This is a genomic window from Leptotrichia sp. (assembly GCF_057270615.1).
In genome coordinates, this window is the sequence record NZ_DBHIXN010000003.1 from 1 (window position 1) to 24,443 (window position 24,443).

General features: G+C 27.8%; 21 protein-coding genes. 2 read left to right on the top strand and 19 right to left on the bottom strand.

Annotation, left to right across the window (positions count from 1 at the left end):
* Nucleotides 1–211: 211 nt before the first annotated feature.
* From ACO409_RS00975 to ACO409_RS01030, 12 genes are all read right to left on the bottom strand, one after another.
* A complete protein-coding gene (locus tag ACO409_RS00975; RefSeq protein WP_485553988.1) occupies nucleotides 212–682 on the bottom strand; it encodes an amidohydrolase family protein in 471 nt (156 codons plus the stop codon).
* A 60-nt stretch (nucleotides 683–742) separates the two neighbouring features.
* Nucleotides 743–1,192, bottom strand: a complete 450-nt coding sequence (locus ACO409_RS00980; RefSeq protein WP_485553990.1) for a hypothetical protein — start codon at nucleotides 1,190–1,192, stop codon at nucleotides 743–745.
* A gap of 472 nt (nucleotides 1,193–1,664) precedes the next feature.
* On the bottom strand, nucleotides 1,665–2,405 hold the full coding sequence (gene pyrF, locus ACO409_RS00985) for an orotidine-5'-phosphate decarboxylase (RefSeq protein WP_485553992.1): 741 nt from the start codon (nucleotides 2,403–2,405) through the stop codon (nucleotides 1,665–1,667).
* Nucleotides 2,406–2,408: 3 nt separating this feature from the next.
* Nucleotides 2,409–2,810: a hypothetical protein gene (locus ACO409_RS00990; protein ID WP_485553994.1), complete on the bottom strand. Its 402-nt coding sequence runs from the start codon at nucleotides 2,808–2,810 to the stop codon at nucleotides 2,409–2,411.
* Nucleotides 2,811–2,844: 34 nt separating this feature from the next.
* Complete coding sequence (gene pyrI / locus ACO409_RS00995; protein WP_485553996.1) at nucleotides 2,845–3,336, bottom strand: aspartate carbamoyltransferase regulatory subunit; 492 nt, start codon at nucleotides 3,334–3,336, stop codon at nucleotides 2,845–2,847.
* 47 nt (nucleotides 3,337–3,383) lie between these two features.
* Nucleotides 3,384–4,313, bottom strand: coding sequence for an aspartate carbamoyltransferase (pyrB, locus tag ACO409_RS01000; protein WP_485553997.1), 930 nt, complete (start codon nucleotides 4,311–4,313; stop codon nucleotides 3,384–3,386).
* Between the two features lie 292 nt (nucleotides 4,314–4,605).
* The gene (locus ACO409_RS01005) at nucleotides 4,606–6,777 is read right to left on the bottom strand and encodes a heavy metal translocating P-type ATPase (RefSeq protein WP_485553999.1); all 2,172 of its coding nucleotides are present in this window, start codon (nucleotides 6,775–6,777) and stop codon (nucleotides 4,606–4,608) included.
* Between the two features lie 198 nt (nucleotides 6,778–6,975).
* Nucleotides 6,976–8,409 (bottom strand): 23S rRNA (uracil(1939)-C(5))-methyltransferase RlmD, encoded by a 1,434-nt coding sequence (rlmD, locus tag ACO409_RS01010; protein WP_485554001.1) that lies wholly within the window; start codon nucleotides 8,407–8,409, stop codon nucleotides 6,976–6,978.
* A gap of 105 nt (nucleotides 8,410–8,514) precedes the next feature.
* On the bottom strand, nucleotides 8,515–8,778 hold the full coding sequence (locus ACO409_RS01015; RefSeq protein ID WP_485554003.1) for a glycosyltransferase family 9 protein: 264 nt from the start codon (nucleotides 8,776–8,778) through the stop codon (nucleotides 8,515–8,517).
* A complete protein-coding gene (locus tag ACO409_RS01020; protein ID WP_485554005.1) occupies nucleotides 8,724–9,737 on the bottom strand; it encodes a tetratricopeptide repeat protein in 1,014 nt (337 codons plus the stop codon). Before ACO409_RS01020 ends, ACO409_RS01015 begins: the two co-directional genes overlap by 55 nt.
* Nucleotides 9,738–9,863: 126 nt before the next feature.
* The gene (locus ACO409_RS01025) at nucleotides 9,864–11,012 is read right to left on the bottom strand and encodes a pyridoxal phosphate-dependent aminotransferase (protein WP_485554007.1); all 1,149 of its coding nucleotides are present in this window, start codon (nucleotides 11,010–11,012) and stop codon (nucleotides 9,864–9,866) included.
* Nucleotides 11,013–11,092: 80 nt separating this feature from the next.
* Nucleotides 11,093–11,902: a tetratricopeptide repeat protein gene (locus tag ACO409_RS01030; RefSeq protein ID WP_485554009.1), complete on the bottom strand. Its 810-nt coding sequence runs from the start codon at nucleotides 11,900–11,902 to the stop codon at nucleotides 11,093–11,095.
* Nucleotides 11,903–12,257: 355 nt separating this feature from the next.
* On the opposite strand from ACO409_RS01030, the gene ACO409_RS01035 reads away from it, so the two are divergent.
* Nucleotides 12,258–13,010, top strand: a complete 753-nt coding sequence (locus ACO409_RS01035) for a lipopolysaccharide biosynthesis protein (RefSeq protein ID WP_485554011.1) — start codon at nucleotides 12,258–12,260, stop codon at nucleotides 13,008–13,010.
* Nucleotides 13,011–13,292: 282 nt separating this feature from the next.
* Here ACO409_RS01035 and ACO409_RS01040 read toward each other — a convergent pair whose 3' ends face one another.
* On the bottom strand, nucleotides 13,293–14,150 hold the full coding sequence (locus tag ACO409_RS01040; RefSeq protein WP_485554013.1) for a histidinol-phosphatase: 858 nt from the start codon (nucleotides 14,148–14,150) through the stop codon (nucleotides 13,293–13,295).
* Nucleotides 14,151–14,256: 106 nt separating this feature from the next.
* Nucleotides 14,257–14,454: a cold-shock protein gene (locus ACO409_RS01045; RefSeq protein WP_018450345.1), complete on the bottom strand. Its 198-nt coding sequence runs from the start codon at nucleotides 14,452–14,454 to the stop codon at nucleotides 14,257–14,259.
* Nucleotides 14,455–14,931: 477 nt separating this feature from the next.
* On the opposite strand from ACO409_RS01045, the gene ACO409_RS01050 reads away from it, so the two are divergent.
* Nucleotides 14,932–15,468, top strand: a complete 537-nt coding sequence (locus ACO409_RS01050; RefSeq protein ID WP_485554015.1) for a hypothetical protein — start codon at nucleotides 14,932–14,934, stop codon at nucleotides 15,466–15,468.
* 242 nt (nucleotides 15,469–15,710) lie between these two features.
* Here ACO409_RS01050 and ACO409_RS01055 read toward each other — a convergent pair whose 3' ends face one another.
* The 5 genes from ACO409_RS01055 to ACO409_RS01075 all read right to left on the bottom strand — a co-directional run bounded on the left by ACO409_RS01055 (nucleotide 15,711) and on the right by ACO409_RS01075 (nucleotide 24,406).
* Entirely contained in the window at nucleotides 15,711–16,589 is an 879-nt protein-coding gene (locus ACO409_RS01055) for a hypothetical protein (protein WP_485554016.1), read from the bottom strand.
* A 143-nt stretch (nucleotides 16,590–16,732) separates the two neighbouring features.
* Nucleotides 16,733–18,901, bottom strand: coding sequence for a transcriptional regulator (locus tag ACO409_RS01060; protein WP_485554018.1), 2,169 nt, complete (start codon nucleotides 18,899–18,901; stop codon nucleotides 16,733–16,735).
* Nucleotides 18,902–19,089: 188 nt separating this feature from the next.
* Nucleotides 19,090–19,401 (bottom strand): hypothetical protein, encoded by a 312-nt coding sequence (locus ACO409_RS01065; RefSeq protein ID WP_485554020.1) that lies wholly within the window; start codon nucleotides 19,399–19,401, stop codon nucleotides 19,090–19,092.
* Nucleotides 19,402–19,556: 155 nt separating this feature from the next.
* Nucleotides 19,557–20,501, bottom strand: coding sequence for a toxin-antitoxin system YwqK family antitoxin (locus ACO409_RS01070; protein ID WP_485554022.1), 945 nt, complete (start codon nucleotides 20,499–20,501; stop codon nucleotides 19,557–19,559).
* A 41-nt stretch (nucleotides 20,502–20,542) separates the two neighbouring features.
* Nucleotides 20,543–24,406, bottom strand: coding sequence for a PAAR-like protein (locus ACO409_RS01075; protein WP_485554024.1), 3,864 nt, complete (start codon nucleotides 24,404–24,406; stop codon nucleotides 20,543–20,545).
* Nucleotides 24,407–24,443 lie beyond the last annotated feature (37 nt).

Below are 24,443 nucleotides of genomic sequence, written 5' to 3' on the forward strand. Positions count from 1 at the left end.
AGTATATTTTTTCTGCTTTCGCCACCATCACACTTATACCATATATTATTACCTAGGTATTATGTTGTGGTCATACTAGCTTTAAGAGTTTCCAGCAGTTCAGTTTCTTTGTTGCACGGTTTTGCTCCGTGTCTACATACAAGTTTCCCTATATGCTTACTAAAATTTTCGTGCAATTTATCTCACGACTAAAGTCGCGAGTGTTCTTGTACTATTTAATAAAAATTTTTACTGTATTGACTTCCCTATTTTTCAAAACTTTTTTTATTTCTTCAATATTATCATTTTTACTTCCACCAAAATGAAGTCCAAAATTTACAATTGATTTTTCACTTGCCAATTTTTTCTTTTCCATTAAATTTTCTAACGTTGTAGTCGTAGGAATCGTATTTGGCATATCATAAAAAGTCGTAACTCCAGCTTTGGCACATGCACGTGAACCTGTTGCAAAGTCCTCCTTGTATGTAACTCCAGGCTCTCTCATATGTGTATGTACATCAATAACTCCTGGCATTACCAATTTTTTACCAACGTCAATAATTTTTAAATTTTCACTATTTTTAAATTCATTCTCATCAATATTTTCAGAAATTTTTTCAATAATATCATTATTTATCAAGATTTCAATTTTATTTCCAAAAACATCGATTCCATTTTTTAGAATAATATTATTCTTTTCCATTTTCTACTCCCAAATTGATTAATTTAATCTATACTAAAAAACTGATTAGTAATATTATTTTTATTTACCTTCCAAACTTTTTAACATTCTTTCCATTTTCAAAATTTGGAAATCCAATTTTTCATCTAATGTCATTTTTTTCTCTTTATTTTTTCTTGCTCTTGCATCCAGCCTTCTCTCTTGTTCTGGTGTCAATTTTTTAACTTTTGGTTCTTTTGGAGCTTTTTTTTGTTCTTTTTCTTTATGTTCTTTTTTATTTGACTGTACTTCCTGAACAGCTCCTTCTTTACTATTTTTTTCTACCTCATCTGCTTCTTTTGATTCTTTTGCTTTATCTGCATTTGCATCATCTGAATTTTCTTCAGTCTGAATTTTAGTTTTAGTTTGAACCTCATTTTGCTTTACTTCCACATTTCGACTTTTTTCAACTTTCATATCTGTATTTTCACTATACCCTAACTGGTACGCTCCCAAAATTCCCAATGCTAATAGCAATACACTTTTTTTCATTTTTAAAATCTCCTTTTTTTAATTTTTCAGCTATTTGTAAAAGTTCAAAAATCCTAATAAGTACAACATTTTTAATTTTAGGGATTCTTAAATAATAAAATTTTTAATCCTTAATATAAAAATTATAGTAAGACAGATTTAAAACTGAACTCAAAAGCTATGACTATTTTGCTCAAACCCTAAGTTTATACGATTTTAAATGGGTTTGAGTATACTATTATTCAATTTTATAGCTTTTATTTTTACAATTGCCTATTATAAATTATACTATTTATCTGTTTAAACTTTGAATTGTACATTTACAAACATCAAAACTCTTTATTGAAATAAATGATCGTATCCTTTTCTTAAACAAGATTAATATTAGTATTATTTATTTTAATACATCTATCTTTGATTTACATTAATTCTATTCAAGAATTTTAATTTTTTTTCTTCAATTTTTCAGAAAAACTCTCATAACATCAATATTTTATAATACTTCTGAAATCTCTTCCAAAATTAATTTAGCACTTCCAACTGGATCTTTAGCCTTAGTTATTGGACGTCCAACAACAAGAAAATCTACTCCCTGCTTTATCGCGTCTGCTGGTGTCATTATTCGTGTCTGGTCATCATCACTTTTTCCATTAGCATTTAATGTAAACTTAGGACGTACTCCAGGACAAACTGTCACAAAATTCTTTCCTAACTTTTCCTTTACATTCTTTGCCTCCTGCGGCGAACACACAATTCCGTGCATTCCACTATTTCTAGCAAGTGTGGCAAGATTTAAAACAATTTCTTCTAATTTAAGTTCACTTTTAAACATTTCAAAAATGTCATTTTCTCCCAAATTTGTCAGAATTGTTACTCCGATTAAAAGACTTTCTGAATTGCTTTCTTTCACTAATTCAGCAACTTCTTTCATAGTTTTGCTTCCGTTTGAACAATGAATATTAAACATAAATACATTTTTTTTAATTGCATTCGCACAAGCCATTTTCACAGTATTTGTAATATCATGAAACTTTAAGTCCAAAAACACTTTTTTCCCTTTTTCATGTAAATAATCAACTAATTTCCCATCTGTATTAAGATAACTTTCCAGCCCAACCTTGTACATTGAAATATTATCTCCCAGCTCTTCAACTAGCTTTTTTGCATCTTCCATATTGTTATAATCCAATGCAACAAATATTCTTTCTTTTGCTTTTTCATTAATTCTAGTCATTCCTTAACTATCCTTTCTTTTAACTTCTCTTATTTCAAGCATTCCCATAACAATCAAAATTAAAATTTCTAAAATAAACATCGGAATTGCAATAAAAACAGCTGTTTGATGCATATTCATAATTAATGCTGCCATTAAAATCTGAAAGACAAAAATAATTCCCCATGCTTTAAAATGAAGTGTTATTCTGTAATTTTGATTATCTGATTCCACATTTATAACTTTTTTAGGAGTTTTTATTAAAAAATTATTGCATACTTGAAGCGTTTGTTCTCCATAGTCTACATCAATTTCTGTTTTTTCATTAAATTTTACTTCTACAATTTTTTCATCATTTATTTTTAATTTAAACCTATTTCCTGCACCATTAGAAGATATTTTTGATTCTATAATTATTTTAGGCATTGACCTTTCCTTTCTTTAATAAACTATTCTTAAATTATTGAATTTGTATCTCATCTTCCAAAATTACTTTTTCACAATAAAAACATTTGTATTTTGCCTTTTCTTTCAAATCACTTCCATTTGAATTTTCAGAATCATTTTTTACACGAACAAATTTTGTCTTAACATTTTCACGATTTGAAATACATTTTGGATTATCACATTTCATAAGACCGACAACTTTATCTAGCCGTTCTAATTTTGTCTTTTCAATAACTTTATAATCTTCTATAATGTTTATTGTAACATTTGGGGCTAATAGTGAAATATTGTTTAATTCCTTTTCTTCTAATATTTTTTCCTCAATTTTAATAATCCCTTTTCTCCCAAGCGAACTACTTGGCATATTTGCTGCAACTGTTATTCTTTCGCTGTATTCCTTTAATTTTAAGATTTCCACAATTGCAAAAACTTTTTCCGATGGGATGTGATCTATTACAATTCCATTTTTTATTGCTCTTATTTGCAATTCTCTTCCTTCAGACATAATCTTTTCCTTTCATAAAATAAACTTCCTATTCTAAAATAATAAATTTACAGAAAAAATTCCTTATCCTTTCCTAAAACAGTCATCATCATCGCCTGTCTTATAGGAATCCCATTTTTAGCCTGTTTAAAATATAAGGCATATTTTGTATTATCTAAATTTGTATCAATTTCATCAACTCTTGGCAAAGGATGCAAAATTATCATGTCATCTTTACATTTTCCTACGATATTTTCACGATTTATAACATAAATCCCCTTAACTTTCTCATAATCTTCCACATCTGGAAATCTTTCCTTCTGAATCCGAGTCATATAGAAAACGTCAATTTTATCAAGGCAATTTCTAAAATCATCCAAAATTTCATATTTTATTCCATTTTTTTTCAAATCTTCCAATAAATAATCAGACATTTGTAAAATTTGCGGTGCTACAAAATAAATTGTCGGATTAAAATGTGTAAGTGCCTTTGTCAATGAATGGACTGTTCTTCCATACTTTAAATCTCCAACAAACGCAATTTTTAAATTTTCAAGTGTTCCCTTTTCTTCCAAAATTGTATATAAATCGAGTAAAGTCTGGCTAGGATGCTGATTAGATCCATCTCCTGCATTTATTACAGGTTTTTTTGATGTCTCTGCCGCAAGCCGTGCTGCACCATCAAATGGATGCCTTACAACAATCACATCTGAATATGCCTCAACCATTTTTATAGTATCTGTAAAAGATTCTCCTTTTTTTACAGACGACTGTTCCACAGGCGGTAATGATAAAACATTTGCTCCAAGCCGCATTGCAGCCGATTCAAACGACATTTTGGTACGTGTACTTGGCTCAAAAAACAAGGTTGAAATAATTTTACCATGTAAAAATTCCAATTTTTCCTCTTCTGAACAATTTTCAATTTTTCTTGCCAGTTTTAAAATATCAAGAATTTCTTCTTTTTTCATATCATTCATAGAAATAATATTTTCCACTACTATGCCTCCATTGAATTTCAATATTTTCTTAAATTTATGATAACAGATTTTATAAGTATTTGCAAATTTTTTCTTTTGTAAAATAAAATAAAAATTTTAAAAACTTTGTTGTTATACTAAACCCCATTTTAATAACGAATACATTATAAATCTTTTTAATAGATTAAACCTAATATTTTCTTTTAGATAATTAAAATAAATATCCGCTTTTTAAACAGGGAATAGTATTAATAAAAAAATTAGAAGTCAATTCATAAAAGAATATATTCTTCTAACTTTTTTGCTTATATTATTTATTTGAAGATTCTGGGTTATATCTCAAAACTCTTGCAGCATTCAAGACAGCAAGCAATGCGACTCCAACATCAGCAAATACAGCTTCCCACATTGTTGCATCACCAAAAAGTCCTAAAATCATAACAATTATTTTTACAGCAAATGCAATAGTAATATTTTGCCATACAATTTCCTTTGTCTTTTTAGCAATTTTAATGGCTGTTACTATTTTAGATGGCTCATCATTCATTATTACAATATCAGCCGCTTCAATTGCCGCATCACTTCCAGCACCGCCCATTGCAATCCCAAGATCAGCTCTGGCAAGCACAGGAGCATCATTTATTCCATCACCCACAAAAGCAATTTTACTTTTTTGACTTTTAGCTTTATAAATTTCTTCGAGTTTTTCCACTTTTTCATTTGGAAGAAGCTCAGTAAATACTTTATCAATTCCAAGTTTTTTAGCTATATTCTTACCAATGGCTTCATTATCACCAGTAAGCATCACTATTTCCTTTACTCCATTTTCCTTCATGCCTTTAATCGCTTTTTCAGAATCTTCCTTCACTTCATCTGAAATTAATATATTTCCAATATATTTTCCATCAGCTGCCAAATAAATCGCAGTTCCTAAATTTTCTTTTTTATCAAAATTAATATTTTCCAAATTCATTAACTTAGAATTTCCAGCCAAAAACTGATGGTTATTTATACTAACTTTTATTCCAAATCCTGAGATTTCCTCAAAATTCTTTACAACATTTTCATCAACTTTAGATTCAGAATTTTCATATTCTAAAACTATTGACTGTGCAATAGGATGATTAGAAAATTTTTCAATATGTGCAGCATATTTTAATAACAAAGGTTTTGTCAATTCAGTTTTATTATTTTGAAAATCATTAATTTTTATATTGTTTTCAGCATTTACTTCTGTAACTTTAAAAATTCCCTTTGTCAAAGTTCCAGTCTTATCCATAACAACACTTTCCAAATTATTCAAAACTTCCAAATAATTTGTCCCTTTTATCAAAATCCCATGCTTTGAAGCCCCGCCAATTCCACCAAAAAATCCTAAAGGAATAGAAATAACCAAAGCACAAGGACAAGATACTACAAGAAATATCAAAGCACGATAAATCCAATCTGAAAAAGTTGCACCTTGAATTAATAGAGGGGGAAATATTGCCAAAATTAATGCTGTAATAACAACTACTGGAGTATAATATCTTGCAAATTTTGTTATAAAATTTTCTGTCTTTGATTTTTTGCTTCCAGCATTTTCCATTAAATAAAGTATTTTTGAAACAGTAGATTCAGAAAATATTTTTGTAACTTGAATTTCTATAAGCCCAGTTTTATTTATAAATCCACTTAAAACATCATCTCCAGCCTTTGCTTCCCTTGGTAGTGATTCCCCAGTCAAAGCCGAAGTATCAAAAGTTGAAGCCCCATTTACTATTTTTCCATCCAAAGGAACTTTTTCCCCTGGTTTTACCACAATAATTTCTCCAACTTTTATTTTTTCAGGCGAAACTTTTTTTATTCCTTCTCCAACTTTAATATTAGCATAATCAGGGCGTATATCCATAAGTGAAACAATGGATTTTCTAGAATTATTAACCGCAATCCCTTGAAACAGCTCACCAATCTGATAAAATAACATAACAGCTACACCTTCAGGATACTCTCCAATAGCAAATGCCCCGATAGTTGCAATTGCCATCAAAAAATTTTCATCAAAAACTTGCCCATTCAATATATTTTTAAATGCAGAAATCAGAACATCGCTACCAATTATAAGATAACTTATCAAAAATACTGCAAGTTTTGGAATAAATAAAGTTTTTGGAACAAAAATTCCCAATACGAATAAAATTCCGCCAATTAGCAATTTTTTCTTAATTTTACCTGTATCTTCCTCTTCAGAAGAACTCTCTCCTGCCTGGACTTTTGGAACAAAAACTTTAACCCCATCCTCAATTTTATCCACTTCCGCCTGAATAATCTCAGCAAGTTCATTTTCAGAAATTTCATCAGCATGAACTACTATCTTCTTACCAAGAAAATCAACCGTAGCCTCCTTAATCCCTTCCAAAGTATTTATCTTCCGTTCAACTTTAGCCGCACAATTAGGACAATCCAGCCCTTCAATAGTCAACACACATTCATTGTTTTTCATGGCAACCTCCAACTTTTTTATTAATTACAATAATATTTAATTTTAATATGTGAACACTTGTTCATATATAATATACTATATTTATAAGAAGTTGTCAATTATTATTTTTACTCTTTTGTTGTGCCTGACTTGATAATACACCCTACTTTTACAACCAACATTACAAATAAAAAATTCCTTTTCCCAGTTAGTTTCCTACTAAATTAACTTTCTCAATCTCGACACAACTTCCATATGTGGCGTAACTGGAAACATATCAACCGTAACCATCTTCACCAGCTCATACCCTTTTTCTTGCAAAACCTTCAAATCAATATTAAATGTTTTTGGATTGCAAGACACATAAATTATATCTTTCACATCGTATTTCAACAATTTATTAAGCGTCTTTTCACCAACACCTGCACGAGGCGGATCCAAAATTATAATATCTGGCTTGATTCCATTTTTATCAAACTCATCTAATTTTTCAAAAACATCTCCTGCGATAAAATGTGCGTTTTCGATACCATTCAATTTTGCATTTTCATTTGCTTTTTCAACAGCCTCTTCTACAAGCTCAATTCCATAAACCTGTTTTGCCTTCTTTGAAACAATCTGTCCAATCGTACCTGTTCCACTGAATAAATCAAAAACAACTGAATTATGAATATTTTCCCCGTCAATTTCATCTAAATAATCCAATACTTTTCCGTATAATTTTGCCACTGTCTTTGAATTTGTTTGAAAAAAACTGTACGGACTAATTTTAAATTTTAATCCTAAAATTTCTTCTTCCAAATCTCTTTTTCCAAAAAGAATTTCCTCACTTTCAGAAACAACCGAATCAGAAAAATTGTCATTAAATGTATGTAAAATTCCTGTTATTTTAAACCCTTTTTCAAGCTCCAAAGCCAACAATCCTTCAACTAAACCTTTTTGAAATTCCAATTTTTTCTCATCTTCAATTTGAGTTGTCGTAACCATATTTACTAAAATTTGTTTCGTAAAATCCGCTTTTCTAATAACCAAATTCCTAAAAAAGCCAATATGATCCAATCTATGATAAAAATCCAGCCCTGTCGCTTTTGAAAATTCATTACAAAAAATATAAATTTTATTAAAGTTATCATCCATCAATTTCAATCCATCTACTTCAACAATATCATGAAAACTGTTTTGTTTATGAAGTCCCAAAATCATAGGCCCATCTTTCACAGCATTTCCGTAGCTAAATTCCATTTTATTTCGATATTTTTCTACTTCGACACTTCTAACCGGCTCTTCAAAAGTAAAATCATATTTTGCAATTTTCTTCACCTCTTTTTCAATGTTAGAATTTTTCATCGCAAGTTGCTCATCATATGAATAATACTGATAATTACAACCACCATTTTGTCTAGCAATTTCGTCATAAATCGTATTTTTTCTTCCTGCAAAATCAATAATTTCACATCGAATCAATTCATATTTTCTTCTTCTCTTCACAAAAATTCCTTCAACAATTTGCCCTTCAGCTGCATTTATATTTGGAAAAATACGATTTTCGTCATCTCCATAAAAACCGTACGCACGACCTTTCGTATTAAGTCCTGCTATTTTCAGCTGTATTTTATCACCTTTTCTTAAAATTTTCTTTTCCTTATTTTCCATTCCATCTCCATTAAAATGTTTTATTTTTCATAAAATCCTATAAAAAAAGTAGAAATGATATTTATTTACTTTATAACAAATCTACTATTCTAATAAGAAATAATTTTATTTAATAAACTTTTTCAGTTCTTCTTTAACTTCACTAATAACCCCATCCCACAAATAATCTTCTTTTTGCCTAAAAAGTCTTACACTATCATACCAAAAACTGTCACTTCTATTAAGTTCCCATCTAAAATCAGAGATATAAGAAAGCAATATCCAAGTTGGCTTTCCCAATGCTCCAGATAGATGAGCAACAGCTGTATCTACTGTTATAACCAAATCCATTTGAGAAATAACCGCTGCAGTATCACAAAAATCATCCAATTCATCATCCCAGAAATAAAGGTTTTTGTACCCCCCCCCCACATTTTTTTATTTTTTTCATCATCCAATAATTTTTTTTGAAGACAATGAAATTCAACATCCGTGTTAAACAACTCTTTTACCTTTTCAAATGAAATATTTCTAAATCTTCCTTTATCATGTGAACTATTACTTTCCCAGAATATCCCTACCTTTTTCTTATATGTCTTTTTCAATTTATTCTTCCATTTTTGTAAAAATTTAGTTGGTACTTCTAAATATTTTGTTTTTCCTGGAATTTTAATTGAATCATACATTTTTAAAATATGCGGCAAACTCATTGAAAAAATATAATAACTGCAATTCTTCCCAAATTTTTCATCTTTTTTTTGGATTTCAACTCCATCTCCAAGTTTCTTTAAATTATAGTTTATCAATTCATCTAATACAGGATTAATTGCAACGACTAATTTTATTCCTTTATCCTTTAAATATGAAATAAATCTATAAAATTGAATATTATCTCCAAATCCTTGTTCAAATAAGATAAATAATTTCTCATTTTCCTTCAATTTTTCTCCATTCCAGTAAGGAAGTCCAATAGCTTTATCCATTTCAGCATAAGGAAGCTCTTTATTATTTTTTGGATTAAATCCTCGACGCCATTCATATAATGACCATCCATTTTCAAATTTCCCCAATTTAAGTAAAATCTGACCTTTTATAACACGACATTTTTTATCTTCAGAATCCAAATAAGCTACTCTTTGCAAATCATTAAGTGCCAATTCATAAAAGCCTAAAAGCTCTAAAACATATGCTCTATTTGCATATGCATTTTTATCATAAGGATATTCTAATATAAAGTCATCAATTTTTTTTAAAGCTCTTAACATTTCATCCCTATTTTTCACATTATCTATTTCTTTTGCTATAATATTTCCAATTTTAACTCTATGTTTCTCTATTGTTTCTATCATTATATCCTCCAATTTTATATTTTAGCAAGTTAAATACTCTAAAGACTTTTAGTAAATTTATTTAATTTAAAAAATAATATTTTATTTGTAAAGCGAAAAGAGAAATAACTATTTCTTAAATATTATTTACTTAGATTCAATATATTTTTTCAATCTCGCAATCGCTTCTTCCAATACAGGCAAGTCATGCACAATTGAAAATCTTACATATCCTTCCACTTGAAATGTAATTCCTGGAATTATTGCCAGTTCAGTTTTTTCCAATAAATCCAAAATAAAGTCGAATGACTTTACATTTTTAAACTTTTCAATTGTTTTATATGTCGCAAATACATAAAATGCTCCTTTAGGTTTCAAGCACTTGAATCCTAATTTTTCCAGTTCTTCCACAAAATAGTAAACTCTTTTTTTGTAAATTTCTGACAATTCAGTCGTGTCTGAACAGTAATCTAATGCTGCAATTGCTCCATATTGTGACAATGTTGAAGCACTTGTAACTGTGTATTGGCTAATTTTTTTCACTTGTAACTGTAAATTTTCACTAGCAATTGTGTAACCTAATCTATATCCAGTCATCGAATGTGATTTTGAAAAACCATTAACAACTATCAATTGCTCTTTTAATTCTTCATAATATTTTGCAAAAGATGTAAATTTTTCAAATGAAATTGAAGCATAAATTTCATCGCTTAATAAGTAAATTCCTTTACCTTTTAAAAATTTTACTATCTTAACCATTTCTTCTTCAGGCAATGTAATTCCTGATGGGTTGTTTGGATAAGTCAAAATTATTAGCTTAGTCTTGCTAGTAATATATTTTTCCAAAATTTTCTCAGTCAACACAAAATTATTTTCTTTCAAGTCCATAAAAATTGTTTTTGCTCTTGCAACTCTAATCAATGGCTCATACCCAACATACGCTGGAGTTGGAATAAGAACTTCATCATCTTCTGCAAGAATTGTTTTAAGTGTAGAAGAAAGCCCTTCAGTCGAACCTACCGTAACTAAAACATTATCTTTTTTATAATTTCCACCAAAAGTTTCATTATAGAATTTTGCAATTTTTTCTCTTAATTCTGGAATCCCACCTACTGGCGAATATTTTATAGGACTATTTAATGCATGATATGCAACTGCTTCTTTCACCTTTTGCGGTGCATCTGTATCTGGCTCTCCAATTGTCATATTTATAACATTTTTATAAGCCGACAATTTTTCATGAATTTTTCTTATATCTGATATTTCTATTCCTTTTATTATTGGATCTATGTACATTTATTTACTTCCTTTCTTGAACTTTTTTATTTCTATATTTTATTTTTTATAAAATAGGCTTGATTTTTGAAAAAATAGATTTATTGTAAATCAAATTTTTTTATTTTTTCTAAATTTTGTTTGTATTCATTAATATTTTTAGATTTTATCACATTTTCATTATAATTTTCCAAAGCCTCTATTATATATGAAAGTTTTTCATATTTATTTTGTTTCATGTTTGGATAAATAGTTGAAAAATAATCTAGTGCTTTTAAGAAATTTTTAGTATTTAAATAATTAGTTATAATATATAATTCTGCATCCATTATGTATTCTTTTTTTAAATCTGAACCTAAATATGTATAAAATTTAGTATTAGATAAATTTTTATATTTTTTTATAGCTATTTCAAAACTTTCTGTTGACTTTAAAAAATTTTTTTCTTTTCTATATTTCATTCCTGCCTGATAATATGTTTCAGGAAAATCTGGAAATAATGAAGTCAGCTGTCTTCGAATTTTTTCAGTTTCATTTTTATTTCCTATTTCCTCATAGGAATCTGACAAATTATTATACGCCATCGGATATTCAGAATTAATCTTTATTGCTTGTTTGTAATATTCAATCGCTTGTTTTGGATTATCGTTCAAATATTGCTCATAATAACCTAAATAAAAATATGCCAAATAATTATTTTTATCTTCTTTTACAGACTTCAAAAGTAAATCTTTCATTTTTTCTTCATCACTATAAAAATATTTTATACTTTCCAAAAAAGTATTTTTTGATTTTTCATTTATTATTTCGTTAAATTCTTTTTTAGACAACTCTATTACTTCTTTTATTGCATCTTGATTTGTTTCATCTTTTACATTTTTTATATCTTTTTCACTTTGAATATTTATCACTTTAGCATTATTAATTTTTTGATTAAAATAATATCCTACTTCTTTATCATCAGCATTTACTACAACATCAGAAAATACATTAAGACTTAAAATGCTGATAAAATTATTAGTATCCTTTTCACCAATAATTCCTTACTAAATAAAAAATTATTTTCATAATTTCCCAAATTATAACATATTTTCATTTATGTTTCCAATTTTTTACTCAAAAGAAATCGTCCCAATTTTTAAAATTATAAAAATATCAAAAATTTATATTTTATTTTTTAAATTTTCCATTGTCATTTTACTATTTTTTTGATAAAATTAATATATAAATTTTAATCTAAAACTTAAAAAGAAAGGAAAAGAAAAAATGGATAACAAAAACCCACAGGCAATTGATGCCAATATGATAATCAAAATTATTTATAAAGATAAAACTTTAATTGCTTTAACAACAATATTAGTCGTGATATTATCAACAATTTTCGTATTTGTAAACAAATCTTTTAAATCAGAAATAACACTTTATGGAAATGACAAAGTCCTTACAGAAATTGGAGAAGATTCACAATTTTCATTAAGTTCATTTGATTTTTTCAATTACTTGAAAAAAAATTCAAAAACTTTAAGAAATGTAAATTTACCAGATGATAAATTTCTAAAAGAAATGACAACAAGATTGACTGCTCAATCTGAAACAAATGATCCCATGGTAAAAGTAAAATTTTCTACAAATAATAAATCCGAAGGAGAAAATTTTGCAAAGGAATATCCAATACTTGCACAAAATTATCTTCTTGACAGAAAAAATAAATACCTGGATTCACAAATAAAACTTTTAGATCAGCAATACAGTTTTATGGCAAAAAATATCGACATCCGAACTACAAAAGATTCATTAACAGATACTCTTGTATCAAGACTAGCTTATTACCGTTTATTAAGAAATGATTCAACTCCAGTTGTAAAATACATAAATTCCATAACAAAACCTTCATTGAATAAAAAATTAGTCATAGCTGGTTCATTATTTTTAGGAATATTTTTAGGAATATTAATCGCATTTATAAAAGAATTTTCAACAACATTGGATTGGGAAGACATAAAAAAAAGAAAAAATTAAAAATAATAAAATTAAAGGGATTACTCATATTTGGAATAATCCCTATTTTTTATTATTAAATTTAAACTTATCAAATCATATTTACAATTATAGTAAAGCTAATTCAGAATCAAACTCAAAAACTGTGATTATTCTACTTAAACTATAAATTTATATAATCTTTAAATAGTTTCAAACATACTTCCTATTTAACCAACGAATTAATTATAAATTTCTTTATAGTTGCTAGAAAATAATATAAAATATAATTTTCGTTTTTTAAACAAAGTTTAGTATTAAATATTATCCAATTTCAACCATTTTTCTCTTTCTTTTATCAAAAGTTACCATTTTAGTAATTCCAAATTCCTTTACATATTCTCCTGCCTCCTTTATTTTCATACCGACATGTTCAGAATAATGCGAATCACTTGATAAAATTACAGGAATATCATATTTTTTTACATATTCCATAAAATCCCTATACGGTGTAATTTCTTTAATTGGATACCGATAAAATGTACCAGTATTTACATCCACAATCATATTATTTTTTTTCAGACATTTAGCAGTACTTTCGAGCAAGTTATCAACATCTTTTTTTTCTGGAATATTTTTAAATAATCTCAAATTAAATGGATGCCCTAAAATATCATACATCCCTGTATTTGCCACAGCTTCAATTTCCTTTGCATAATCCTTCCAAATCTGCACTAAATCCCCATCTGTAAATTTATGCTTTAAAGCACTAAAATCAAATCCCCAGCCTTTAATAAAATGAATTGAAACAATTAAATAATCAAAATCATATTTAGACAATATTTCTTTAACTTTTTCCTGATTTCTAAAATTACATACTTCTATTCCAAATTTTACTGGATAGCCTTTTGCTTTCAATTTATTTATAAAATCTCTGTATTCATCCAATGTATGGACAAATTTAGTTTTCTGTTCAAGCCATTTTTTCTGAAAATTTCCAGTTTCACTATCATCCAAAATCAGCTCATTATAATATAAGTCTTTAAATTCCTTAAATCCATGAGTATGCTCTGTAATCCCTATTTCCGCCAGTCCCATTTCTTTTGCTTTTTCAAAAAACGGATTTACATAATTTTCATCATAACTTCCATATTCAAAGTGCATATGATAATCTACTAACATAATATCTCCTCGCTTTCCATATATATCCTATAAAAAATAAAGAAAAAAGCTATCCCAAAATTTACCATTTTGAAACAGCCTTTTTTACACAAAATTAATTAATCGATTATTGAGAAATTACATTTGTTGCTTGAGGTCCTTTTGGTCCTTCTTCTACATCAAAACTTACTTCTTCACCTTCGTTAACTGTCTTGAATCCTTCTTTATTGATTTTTGAGAAATGTAAGAAATAATCATTTCCATCTTCTCCTGAAATAAATCCGAATCCTTTTTTTTCATTAAACCATTTTACTTTACCTAACAAAGTATTACCTCCTAAAAATTTAATACCTCAAACAACTTGTTACTGTTACAAATATCTATTTTTGTTACATTTACTTCTTGCTTTTGGTTATCTGTAATTATTATATCATATTTTTCCAAAAAATAATAGTCCTTTTTCTAATTTTTTAATCATTTATAAAAATTTATTTATTAAATGCCCTAAAATTCCTATAAAAATATAGTAATTATATTCCTTCAATAGCTCTTAAATTTTTTTTAATTGCTGTACTTTAATATAATTTATAATTTTTATTGTAATAAAACTCTTGTAATTTTTATAAAAACAATATAAAATATAGTTATAATATAGCAATTCTAGTTTAAAATAAAAAGTTGATTATATCTATAAATAATTCAATATTTTTTACATATTTTACTCAAATTTTTAAAAGAATTAGCTATTATTACTTTAAAATCAATTACAAAATAAAATTTAATTAAAAGGACGTGATAATTTATGAATCTAAAAAAATATATGTTATTAGGATGTTTAGCAATCTTTGCCATAATTAGCTGTGGAAAAAAAGAAGCAAAACAAGATGAAGATCAAGATGAAATTCAAATTGAACAGCAAACTGCAGATAAAAATAATGCCAGTGCTTCTCAAGAAAATTCCTCTGCTCCAAAAGAATCTCAACCAGCTGTACAAGCTGCAGAAAAAACCACAGAAAATATTAATGAAAATTCTAATATTCAACCACCTTCACAAGTAAAACCCGAAGAAGTAAAGACCAGCCAAACTTTACAGCATGTAGATAAACTTATTGGTAAAGAAATTCCAATGGAAGATAGAGTTTTAGTATTTTCTAAGCAAAACAATCAGTACAAAATAACTTACAAAGGTGAATCAGAAAACGGAACACAAGTTGACACTAAAAATCTAACTTTTAATGAAAAAAATGACAGCCTGACAGATGGAAACTACACATTTAAACTAAACAAAAATAAATTGGGACTTTATGCAGGAAGCCAATTCCTATTTGCAGTAGATTAATTTTTTTAGGTTAAATATCATTAAAACAAGGGGCTAAAGCCCCTTGTAATAAATAAAATTGATTACTTCTGCTTACACAAATTCTGTAACTTTTTGCTAAATTTTATTAAAAATTTTCTAATAGATATGTTCGATAACCTAAGTTTTTTTATCTATACAAGGGGTCAAGACCCCTTGCTTCAAGATATTTATTTTATTAAATTCTAAGTTTGTATAGTTATCGAACAGGTCTAATATTTTCTTTATTCAATAGTTATTTTTCTAGGAATAACTCTCTTTTTTTCATTAATCTTTCTATCTTTTCCCAAATTATCCAAAATTTTGACTAAATATTGATAAAGTTCTTCATTAGAGTAATTTTCTTGCTCCATTTGTAATTTTAAATTAATATAAGCAATTATAATGTCCCTTTCTACATTTCTGTTTAAACAGTTTACATAAAAATTCACATCATAAATATCCAAATTTTCCTTTTTGGAAGCCTCTTTTCCAAATAATTCCAAAATTTTAGGATGAAGTGTTCCAAATTCGTGCCTTGAGGAATATTTTGTATTTATAAGTTCCAGTAAATTAAAATCTCGTCTTAAATCTCGAAAGCTATTGTAATCATTTCTAAGTTCTGCTCCAATTCTTGTAATAAAACGTGTTATTTCAATTTCACCAATTTTATTTTCCCAAACTCTTTTTGCTTTATCATCACTTTCTTGCCAAACTTCCAGATTGTTTGTTATTTTATTTTCAATTTCAACATTTTTATTATTATTCGCTTCAATATCTAAAATTTCCAAAGAAAAATCAGCATTTCTAATATAAAATTTTCTTTCTTCAATATCTGAAAATAATTTTAATTTTAAAACATATCTATTCTCAATTTCAGGCATATCAAATTTATAATCTTCATTCATCCAAAAGATTTTTTTGCCGCATTTAACAATTCCCCTTGTTACAATTACCTGCTTAGCATCAAAATTTGTAACAAGCTCAAATCCTGAAATTATCCCATCTTTTTTATCCAAATACATTAAATCTGTCAATTCTGCAGGATTGTCTCTCAATAAATCAAGTGATTCTTTATTTATTACCTGCCCATGTCCAAATATTGGATATTTATTCTCAATCATTTTTCCCCCAATTTTATTTTTTGTATCAAACTTTATCCCAAAATAAAAACAATATTTATAAACAAGGGGGCCTTTATTCCCCTTGTTAAATAACATTTAATTCAAAAACTGTAATAAATTTACTGTTTAAAGAAGAAACAGCGCTAATAATTTTTATTAATTTCAACTTGCAGATTTTTTAAGTTTCCTGCAAAAGTTATATTTAATTGACAAATTCCATTATCCACATCAATTACATGAGATAAGTCATCTCCTTTTTGCATAATTCCGTTTACAAATTTTGTATCTTTTAGCCAAATTGATTTTTGGCTTTCAGGATTTGTGCTAAAAAACATATTTAGTTTATCTTCTTTAAAGTCTGTTGTTGTGAACCTTAACGTTCTTTCAATATATGTTGTTGTAAGTGTCTTATAAAGCGGCTCATATCCTCCATCTAAATTTTTTAGTAAAGTTCTTGCTTTATAAACAACAATATTTCTAATTTTTTCACGTGCTACATTTGCATTGTCAGATGAAAATACAAATCCATAATTAAACTGATTTATTCTATCTTTTATTGTATTTGTAAATCCTGATATTTCCTTAGACATCGTTGTTTTCGCATGATACGAGTTATCCTTTTCTTCAATATCAAAACGTACTCCTGGATAAAGTGGCGAAACATTTGAAAATCTTTCCTTTAGATAATTTGGACATTGTGTTGCACCGATTATTCCAGCTGCAACATAAGCCGCATCTATATACACACCTTCAATCCAAAATTTCAACAAATCTTCTTGTTCCTTTGAAAGTGATACTCCTGTTTCCTCTTCAAATTTCATTTTATAATCCAGCATAACTCCTGATTTATCCTTTGGAATTATTGTAAAATTAGGAATTACTGGAATTAAATATTCAGAATATCTTTGATTTTCTAAAACTTGAGTTTTTTCAATATATTTATCTACACCAGTTGTTGCAAGATTGTCAAACGATGTTTCAGGCTTCCCTTCAAAGTTAAAAAATACTTGAACCTTGTATTCTGCTAATACAGTCATTAAATTTGTCAATACTTCTATAGTATTTTTTTCAGTTTTTTCTTCATTTTTTGTTCCCATAAATCTTGCACGAACTTTTTTTTCTGATTTTTTTATATCTAAATCAACATTTGGATAAATCCCAAACCATACCGTATTATCGAAATCATTTTTCTCATTAGTCGTATTCAAAAATGCACGTAATTTATCTTTATTCCCAGCCTTTACAATCATTTCAGGCTTCACATTTGTAATCAAAAGTGTCGGTTTCATAAGCCCCATTCTAACATCATATTGCTCAAAAAACATTTTCACGCCCAATATCTTCTCAATCAAGGGCTTAGCAATTTTTATAAAATCCTCTTGAGCTGATTTATAAAATGCCAGATAATTATTATAATTTTGAACTTCCTGTTCAGGATCAACATCTACAAATGTTTTCGCAAGTGGCACAAATGTTCTAACAACCAGATCGCTAATATATTTATTTGGCTCATCTGTCACATTTTCATAATCATCCCTAAAGGCTTCAACCAGAGCTGTCGTATTTTTTTCTTCAATCATCGCAAGTGAATTTTGATTTTCCTGTTTATACTCAATTACCTCAAGCTCTCCTTTTTCTCCAACCTGTAACATTCCCAATTTTATTTTCTCTGATTTGAAATTATTTGAATCATTTCCAATTAGCAGCCGAGTTTTTATATCTTCAATCGCAAGCGGCAACATTCCCAGTACATTACTATAATTTTCCGAAGCCTCTTCAAATTTTGTATTAAGTTTGTCTCCTAATTCCAATTTTTTAGGATTTTCATCATCCAATTCTTCATATTTCTGATAAATATAAGCAATTTCTTTTCTTGTCTGCTTAATATCCTCAATAACCTTCTTTGGAGAAATCAGTTCCAAAATATTTTCAAATTTAAAATCTACGTTTCTATTTCCTTGTGATTTTCTTGCTTCAATTAACGTACTAAGCATTTTAAAAAATGTATTTCCATTATTAATCTTAATCTCTGTCACCAAATCCTCAGGTACTCCCTCAGGCTTTTTCAAAATATACCTAATACTCTGACTCTCTGCATCAAAATAACTATACACTTTCGGATCAAATTTTTCCAAAAACTCCTCAAAGCTCCCAACCAAAAGATGCCTATTAATCTCAATAATATTCTCATCATCCAATGAATCCATATCTCTAGCATCATTAACAAGTGTCAAAATATCCATCTTTTCTGGATTAATTTCCTCAAACAAAATAGTCCGATTAGTCTGATTTATAACATTTTTATTCCTCATATTCCTTTCAAAATTACTTCCAATACCATAAAAATCATTTTCAATCAACATATTTTAATTTTATATGATATTTTAAATAATTTTATTTCCCCCTTCTTTATATTTATTAAATTTTAATTAATATTATTTTAAACTAAAATTTAAAATTTGTCAATATATTTTTTATGAAATTAATAAATCTGATAATTTTAATTTACATCATACCTTTTTATTTCTTTCAAATTTTTAAGTGAATATTCATACACTTTCCCATTATCATAAACATAAAAAATACCCTTATAAACAGCAATATCTGTATCTTTATAATCTGTAACTTTTATTTCTTTTAATATTTTTTTATTTCCATTTATTACCAATATTCTGTTGTCTTTTAATAAATAAATAAATCCCAAAATACTATCAACTTCATTTTCAAAAATTTTATCATTCTGCTTTGCTTCCCTATTCATCCATTCTTCTTCTGAAGTTTCACTCCCTTTGTAAAATTTATTTTCCACCATAATTTTTTATATTTTTTTCATTTTTAGCTTGACAGGCTATTAATAAAAATAATAAAATCCATATTTTGTTTTTCACAATTAATCTCTTTTATGTCAACTACAATCTAACAACATAATAAAATTTCATAGAATTTTTTTATTTAAATATTTAAATTCTATTCTGTATAATAAACCTTTTCTCCTTCTCCAGTTATTTCTCCATTTTTATCAAATATCAAAGAACCTTTAAATTTTCCATTTTCATAATATTCAATATATTTTCGTTTTCCATTTTTATAAATTGTTTCTGAATGTAATTTTCCGTTTTCAAAATATGTCCTAAATTCTCCACTTCCATTAATAACTTCTCCTTGATCTCTTATAGATCCGTCTTTATTATAATCCACCCACTTTCCTTCAACTTCACCATTTTTATACATAGTTTCCGAACTTATTTTCCCATTTTTATAATAAATAATATTCTTCCCATGTTCAACTCCATTTAAATAATTGGTTATAGATGCCAATTTTCCATCTTCATAATAATATTTTCCTTCTCCATTTCTTTCACCATTTTTAAAATTTTCTTGTGCTTCAATTTTTCCATTTTCAAAATATCGAATTTCTTTTCCATTCTGAATATTATTTTTATATTCTAATATCTGTTCTATTTTACCATCCTGATTATACCAATATTCCTTACCTTCAAGTCTTCCATTTCTATAATTTGCTTCTCGAAGTTTTTTACCATTTGAAAAAAAAGAAATCATTTTCCCTTCCCTCTTATTATATAAACTATTATCTCTTTTCCAACAATCATACTTATCTGTCGCCTGATATATTTCGTCTAATGTTCCATCCAAATTATGTTGAGTAATCAAATAAATTCCATTCTTTTTCTCATGTAAAACTCTATAATACTTAGCTCTTTCCTTGTCTTTTACAATATTGCAACTATCATCAAAATATCCTATAAATTTCCCTTTTTTTTCAGCTTCTTTTATTTTAGAAACTATCCTTTCATACTCTTTTTCAACTATATTTTGTGCCATACACGATATATTAAAGACTCCAAAGCATATTATACAAATATTTTTCATAATGATATCCTTTAATTTCATAAATATATCATCTCCTCCATTAATTATATTATTTTTTATTCTTATTTTTCAAATTCATAACTTAATTTATTCCCTCTATTTTTATAATCTTGATAATATTGAGCTGCTGTTTTACCAAATGGAAACTGAAAATGTGGATTATCCTTAAAACTAATTCCCCATTCTGCTCCGAATTTTATAGCTTCACTATTAAATATTTTATAATCTTTCATATACCAATAATCTTTTCCTTTTTCTATTCTACACACATCGACAGCTAAACCATAATTATGATAACTATATCCACCTTTAACCCATGTTACTTTAGGTCCTTTTGTTGTTCTTCCTTTTTTATAAAGATTATTTTGTTCAGCATGTGTTCTATATCCATCTGTGACTCTCATTCTTATTTTATACTTATCTTCCATTAAATTTATCAAATGTTTTACTATACATCTAATTCTAGGATCTAATTTTTTTATTCTATTATTTGTTTCTACATCCCAAGTATCTCTACAATTCAATTTCTGATTTTCATGTGGACAAGTTGTACAATTTCTCTTTTCATTTTTTTCTGATTTTGAATTTTGAGGTTGTTTTGAAGTTGAAGTATTCGTGTTATTTGGTAATTTCATAGATTTATTAGTAGAAACTTTTTGTACCTCAGTTTTTTTAGTAATGTCGTTTTGTGAATCCTTATTTCTCTTTTCTTTAATATCACTTTTCTGCTTCACATTATTAACTTCACTATCATTATTCAACTCTTTTGAAGAACTATGCGTTTTATTCCATTCATCCACACTAAACGGACACCCAGCCACACTTTTCCCATTTTTTCTTATTGCATTTAGTACATCTGCTTCAGTTGGAGGGTATTTTGTTGATGTGTATAATGTTTTACCTATTTCAATCCAGCTTGTAATATCTGAAGAATTTATTTTATGATCTGGAGCTTCTTTTGTTTGTTTTACATTATTTTGTATTTTGTAATCCTTTAATTCTATCTGTTCTGTATTTGAAGTTTTTATATCGCTATTTAACTCTGCTTCGATCTGCTTTTTTTCATTTTCTGTTATTGTCAAATTTCCAGCTTGCATTAAATATCCATAAGCTATTACAGGCAGCATTTTTGCAGAATAAAAGTTTTTTTGCTCATAATCACACAAACTTAATCCATGCGTTTTTATTATTCCTTTTGTATCAAGTTCAGGCCCTGATTTTTGCTTTACATTTTTATATGCCTCTTTAAATGTGTCTAAAATCTTTTCCTTTAAATATTTTTCTTTTTCCGAAGAAGTTTCCTTTTCAGCAATTTGAGTTTTTTCTTTATTTTTAGTATCCATTGTACTGCTTTTATACTTATTCCATTTAGAAAATTTCTGTGCTTCTTTTTTTAATTGTGTTTGCATAAAGTCATTATTTATATCACTGCAAATATTTATCAATAACTTGTATTGACAATCAGCATCTCTAATAGCTTCACCAACTTCTTTATCTTTAGTAACTGCCGTTCCAACTTCCTTTTGCCCAGCATCATCAATACTTATAGTTCCGCCATGTTGACATTGAATAGTTGAAATATCCAGTAATGCAGGCTTGTTTCTAACTTTTACATCTGTATTTTTCTCCCACATTCCCATTAATGCAGGCTGGCAAGTCCCAATTGCACTGCAAGATTTAAAAGGCTGAATATTCGTATCATTTATATTAGCCTGTTTCCCGCCTTCAAGCATTACACTATCCTCTTTTATGATTAATCGGCTAATATCTCTTCCAAGCGTACATTTTAGCATACAATTAGTATTTACAAATAACTCTCCAGTAGGATTTATAATATTTTGCAGATCATAAAATAACTTATAAAAGGAATACAAATCCATTGAATCAATATTTGCTGCATAATCCCGCAATTCCTTGCTATCTTTAAATAATCCCAAAATAATGCCTTTATCTTTTTCAAAATCCGAATTATCCCTGTAATTTTCATAAGTTTCATCTATAAAATCACTTATTTTTCTGATATTTCGTACTTTTATTGCCGATTTTGAAGTTATCCAGTCATTCAAGACAGTCGTTACCCTTATATCCTTCCCAATTTTTTCAAGCCTGTTAAATAATCCTCTCTCACTTTTTGATGGAATATCAATCCCTTTTTGTCTTTTTATATACCATAAAAGATAATTTCTCACAATATTGCTATCTTTATATTGATGATTATCAAAATACTTGGTTTCATTTTCTCCTTTAAACCCAGTCTGCACCTTCAAAAATTCAATTATTATATTGTCAATCAATCTTCTAGATAAAGGAAACTGCCTAACTCCATTTTCATCCATTGAATAAGTTTTTTCATATTCCGAAACATTTTCCCCAAGTTCTCTTATCAAATTTTCACATCTTGTCTTTTGTAACTCCAAAGCTGGCTTTTTAGCAACTTTTATAATAATTTCATCAATATCCTTTATTCCCTGCATATACTTGTCATACTTTTCAGGCAGCTGATTCTTCTCAACTTTAGTTTTTCCATCTTTTACATATATCTGAATCACACCCTGTATTTTATCCACATAATTCTTATCTTCCTTGAATTTATTTATAGGCTTTTTATCAGGATATTTCACATATTTTGCTGAATATTGACTAAGCACATATTCTAATGATTCTATAGCACTTTTATTAGGAATAGGATACGAATAAATATAATAAACTATATCTTGTATCCGCAAAATCTCATTATTTTCCTCTCTTCCCCTTAAAATATCAAATCCATGCTGCCTTATCACATTCCCAATCTTGTCGTTATCCTTTGTCGCCTCATCATACATCTTCAAAATGACATTTATATCTTCCTTATTTTCTTCCAAAACTTTTTTCCCTGTCTTAGTTTCCAAATATTTTACATAATCCTTATTATAAATATTCTCATCTTGAAATTTAGCCTGCAGCCTTTTCAAAATCGCCTCATCAGGATTTACAAATGCCAATTCAGGAGCTTTCCCATTTTCAGCTCTATCCCTTTTATACTCTTCACTATCCCAAACTTCCTCAAACTTTTGACCATTAAACGAAAATACACCTTCTTTATTACTTTCATCACTTTCAGTTTTAGCATTATTTGGTGTCAAAACTTCTTTTTGTGTTTGTGAAGAATTATTTGAAACATTAGATTTAGATTTTGACTGAACTGTAGCCTGTTTATTTATATTTTTATTATCAGTTTGTGTATGATTTTTTTCTACAACTTTGTGATCTACTTCACAATTATCTTTAAATCCAATAATTACTGACAAGTCATGCCCTGCTAAATTTACAGCATAAAGTAATGATGGCATGGCATTTCCATCTACTGGTATCCCCCAAACACCTTTAAAATTATTCCCCAAAGCATTAGACATCGCACCTTGCCCACATAAATGTGCTGCTGCAAGTATTCCAGATGATGTAAGCAAAAAACTTTGTCCTCTCAAATCTTCTGCCTTATATCCTTGATTTCTCTTTTTCATTATTATTATTTTCACTTTATTTTCAGAAGCTCTAACTTTTCCTGGTGCTATATAAACTGCACTTTTAGGAACAGATATATTTTTACAAATTTTATCCTTATACTTTTTCAGAAGTGCCCATCTCATTTTTACTGAACGCATTATTACTTCATCTTGTGCTGCTGGATTATTTAAAAAACTTTGTTTTCCTGTTAATTTCCATTTCGTGGCACCTTCACCAATGAATCTGGCATTTGCCCAAGTCGAACCCTTCGGAAGCCATCCCATGTCCATCAAAACATCCGTCCCAATCTGATATTTTCCAATATAATATTTTTGATCTGCTAAATTATATTTTCCGCCACTTTCTAATTTAGCTAGCTTTTCAAAAAACTCAACCGCACTATCTCCAATATCTACCCCATTAAATTTCCTATTTACCACAATTAACTCCCCCTTTAAATTTTGAAATTTTTACAAA

Excerpts from the sequence above, each read along its gene's own strand:
- ACO409_RS00975 (WP_485553988.1), bottom strand. The coding sequence starts at position 682 with ATGGAAAAGAATAATATTATTCTAAAAAATGGAATCGATGTTTTTGGA.
- ACO409_RS00980 (WP_485553990.1), bottom strand. The coding sequence starts at position 1,192 with ATGAAAAAAAGTGTATTGCTATTAGCATTGGGAATTTTGGGAGCGTAC.
- pyrF (WP_485553992.1), bottom strand. The coding sequence starts at position 2,405 with ATGACTAGAATTAATGAAAAAGCAAAAGAAAGAATATTTGTTGCATTG.
- ACO409_RS00990 (WP_485553994.1), bottom strand. The coding sequence starts at position 2,810 with ATGCCTAAAATAATTATAGAATCAAAAATATCTTCTAATGGTGCAGGA.
- pyrI (WP_485553996.1), bottom strand. The coding sequence starts at position 3,336 with ATGTCTGAAGGAAGAGAATTGCAAATAAGAGCAATAAAAAATGGAATT.
- ACO409_RS01005 (WP_485553999.1), bottom strand. The coding sequence starts at position 6,777 with ATGAAAAACAATGAATGTGTGTTGACTATTGAAGGGCTGGATTGTCCT.
- rlmD (WP_485554001.1), bottom strand. The coding sequence starts at position 8,409 with ATGGAAAATAAGGAAAAGAAAATTTTAAGAAAAGGTGATAAAATACAG.
- ACO409_RS01020 (WP_485554005.1), bottom strand. The coding sequence starts at position 9,737 with ATGATAGAAACAATAGAGAAACATAGAGTTAAAATTGGAAATATTATA.
- ACO409_RS01025 (WP_485554007.1), bottom strand. The coding sequence starts at position 11,012 with ATGTACATAGATCCAATAATAAAAGGAATAGAAATATCAGATATAAGA.
- ACO409_RS01035 (WP_485554011.1), top strand. The coding sequence starts at position 12,258 with ATGGATAACAAAAACCCACAGGCAATTGATGCCAATATGATAATCAAA.
- ACO409_RS01040 (WP_485554013.1), bottom strand. The coding sequence starts at position 14,150 with ATGTTAGTAGATTATCATATGCACTTTGAATATGGAAGTTATGATGAA.
- ACO409_RS01050 (WP_485554015.1), top strand. The coding sequence starts at position 14,932 with ATGAATCTAAAAAAATATATGTTATTAGGATGTTTAGCAATCTTTGCC.
- ACO409_RS01055 (WP_485554016.1), bottom strand. The coding sequence starts at position 16,589 with ATGATTGAGAATAAATATCCAATATTTGGACATGGGCAGGTAATAAAT.
- ACO409_RS01060 (WP_485554018.1), bottom strand. The coding sequence starts at position 18,901 with ATGAGGAATAAAAATGTTATAAATCAGACTAATCGGACTATTTTGTTT.
- ACO409_RS01065 (WP_485554020.1), bottom strand. The coding sequence starts at position 19,401 with ATGGTGGAAAATAAATTTTACAAAGGGAGTGAAACTTCAGAAGAAGAA.
- ACO409_RS01070 (WP_485554022.1), bottom strand. The coding sequence starts at position 20,501 with ATGAAATTAAAGGATATCATTATGAAAAATATTTGTATAATATGCTTT.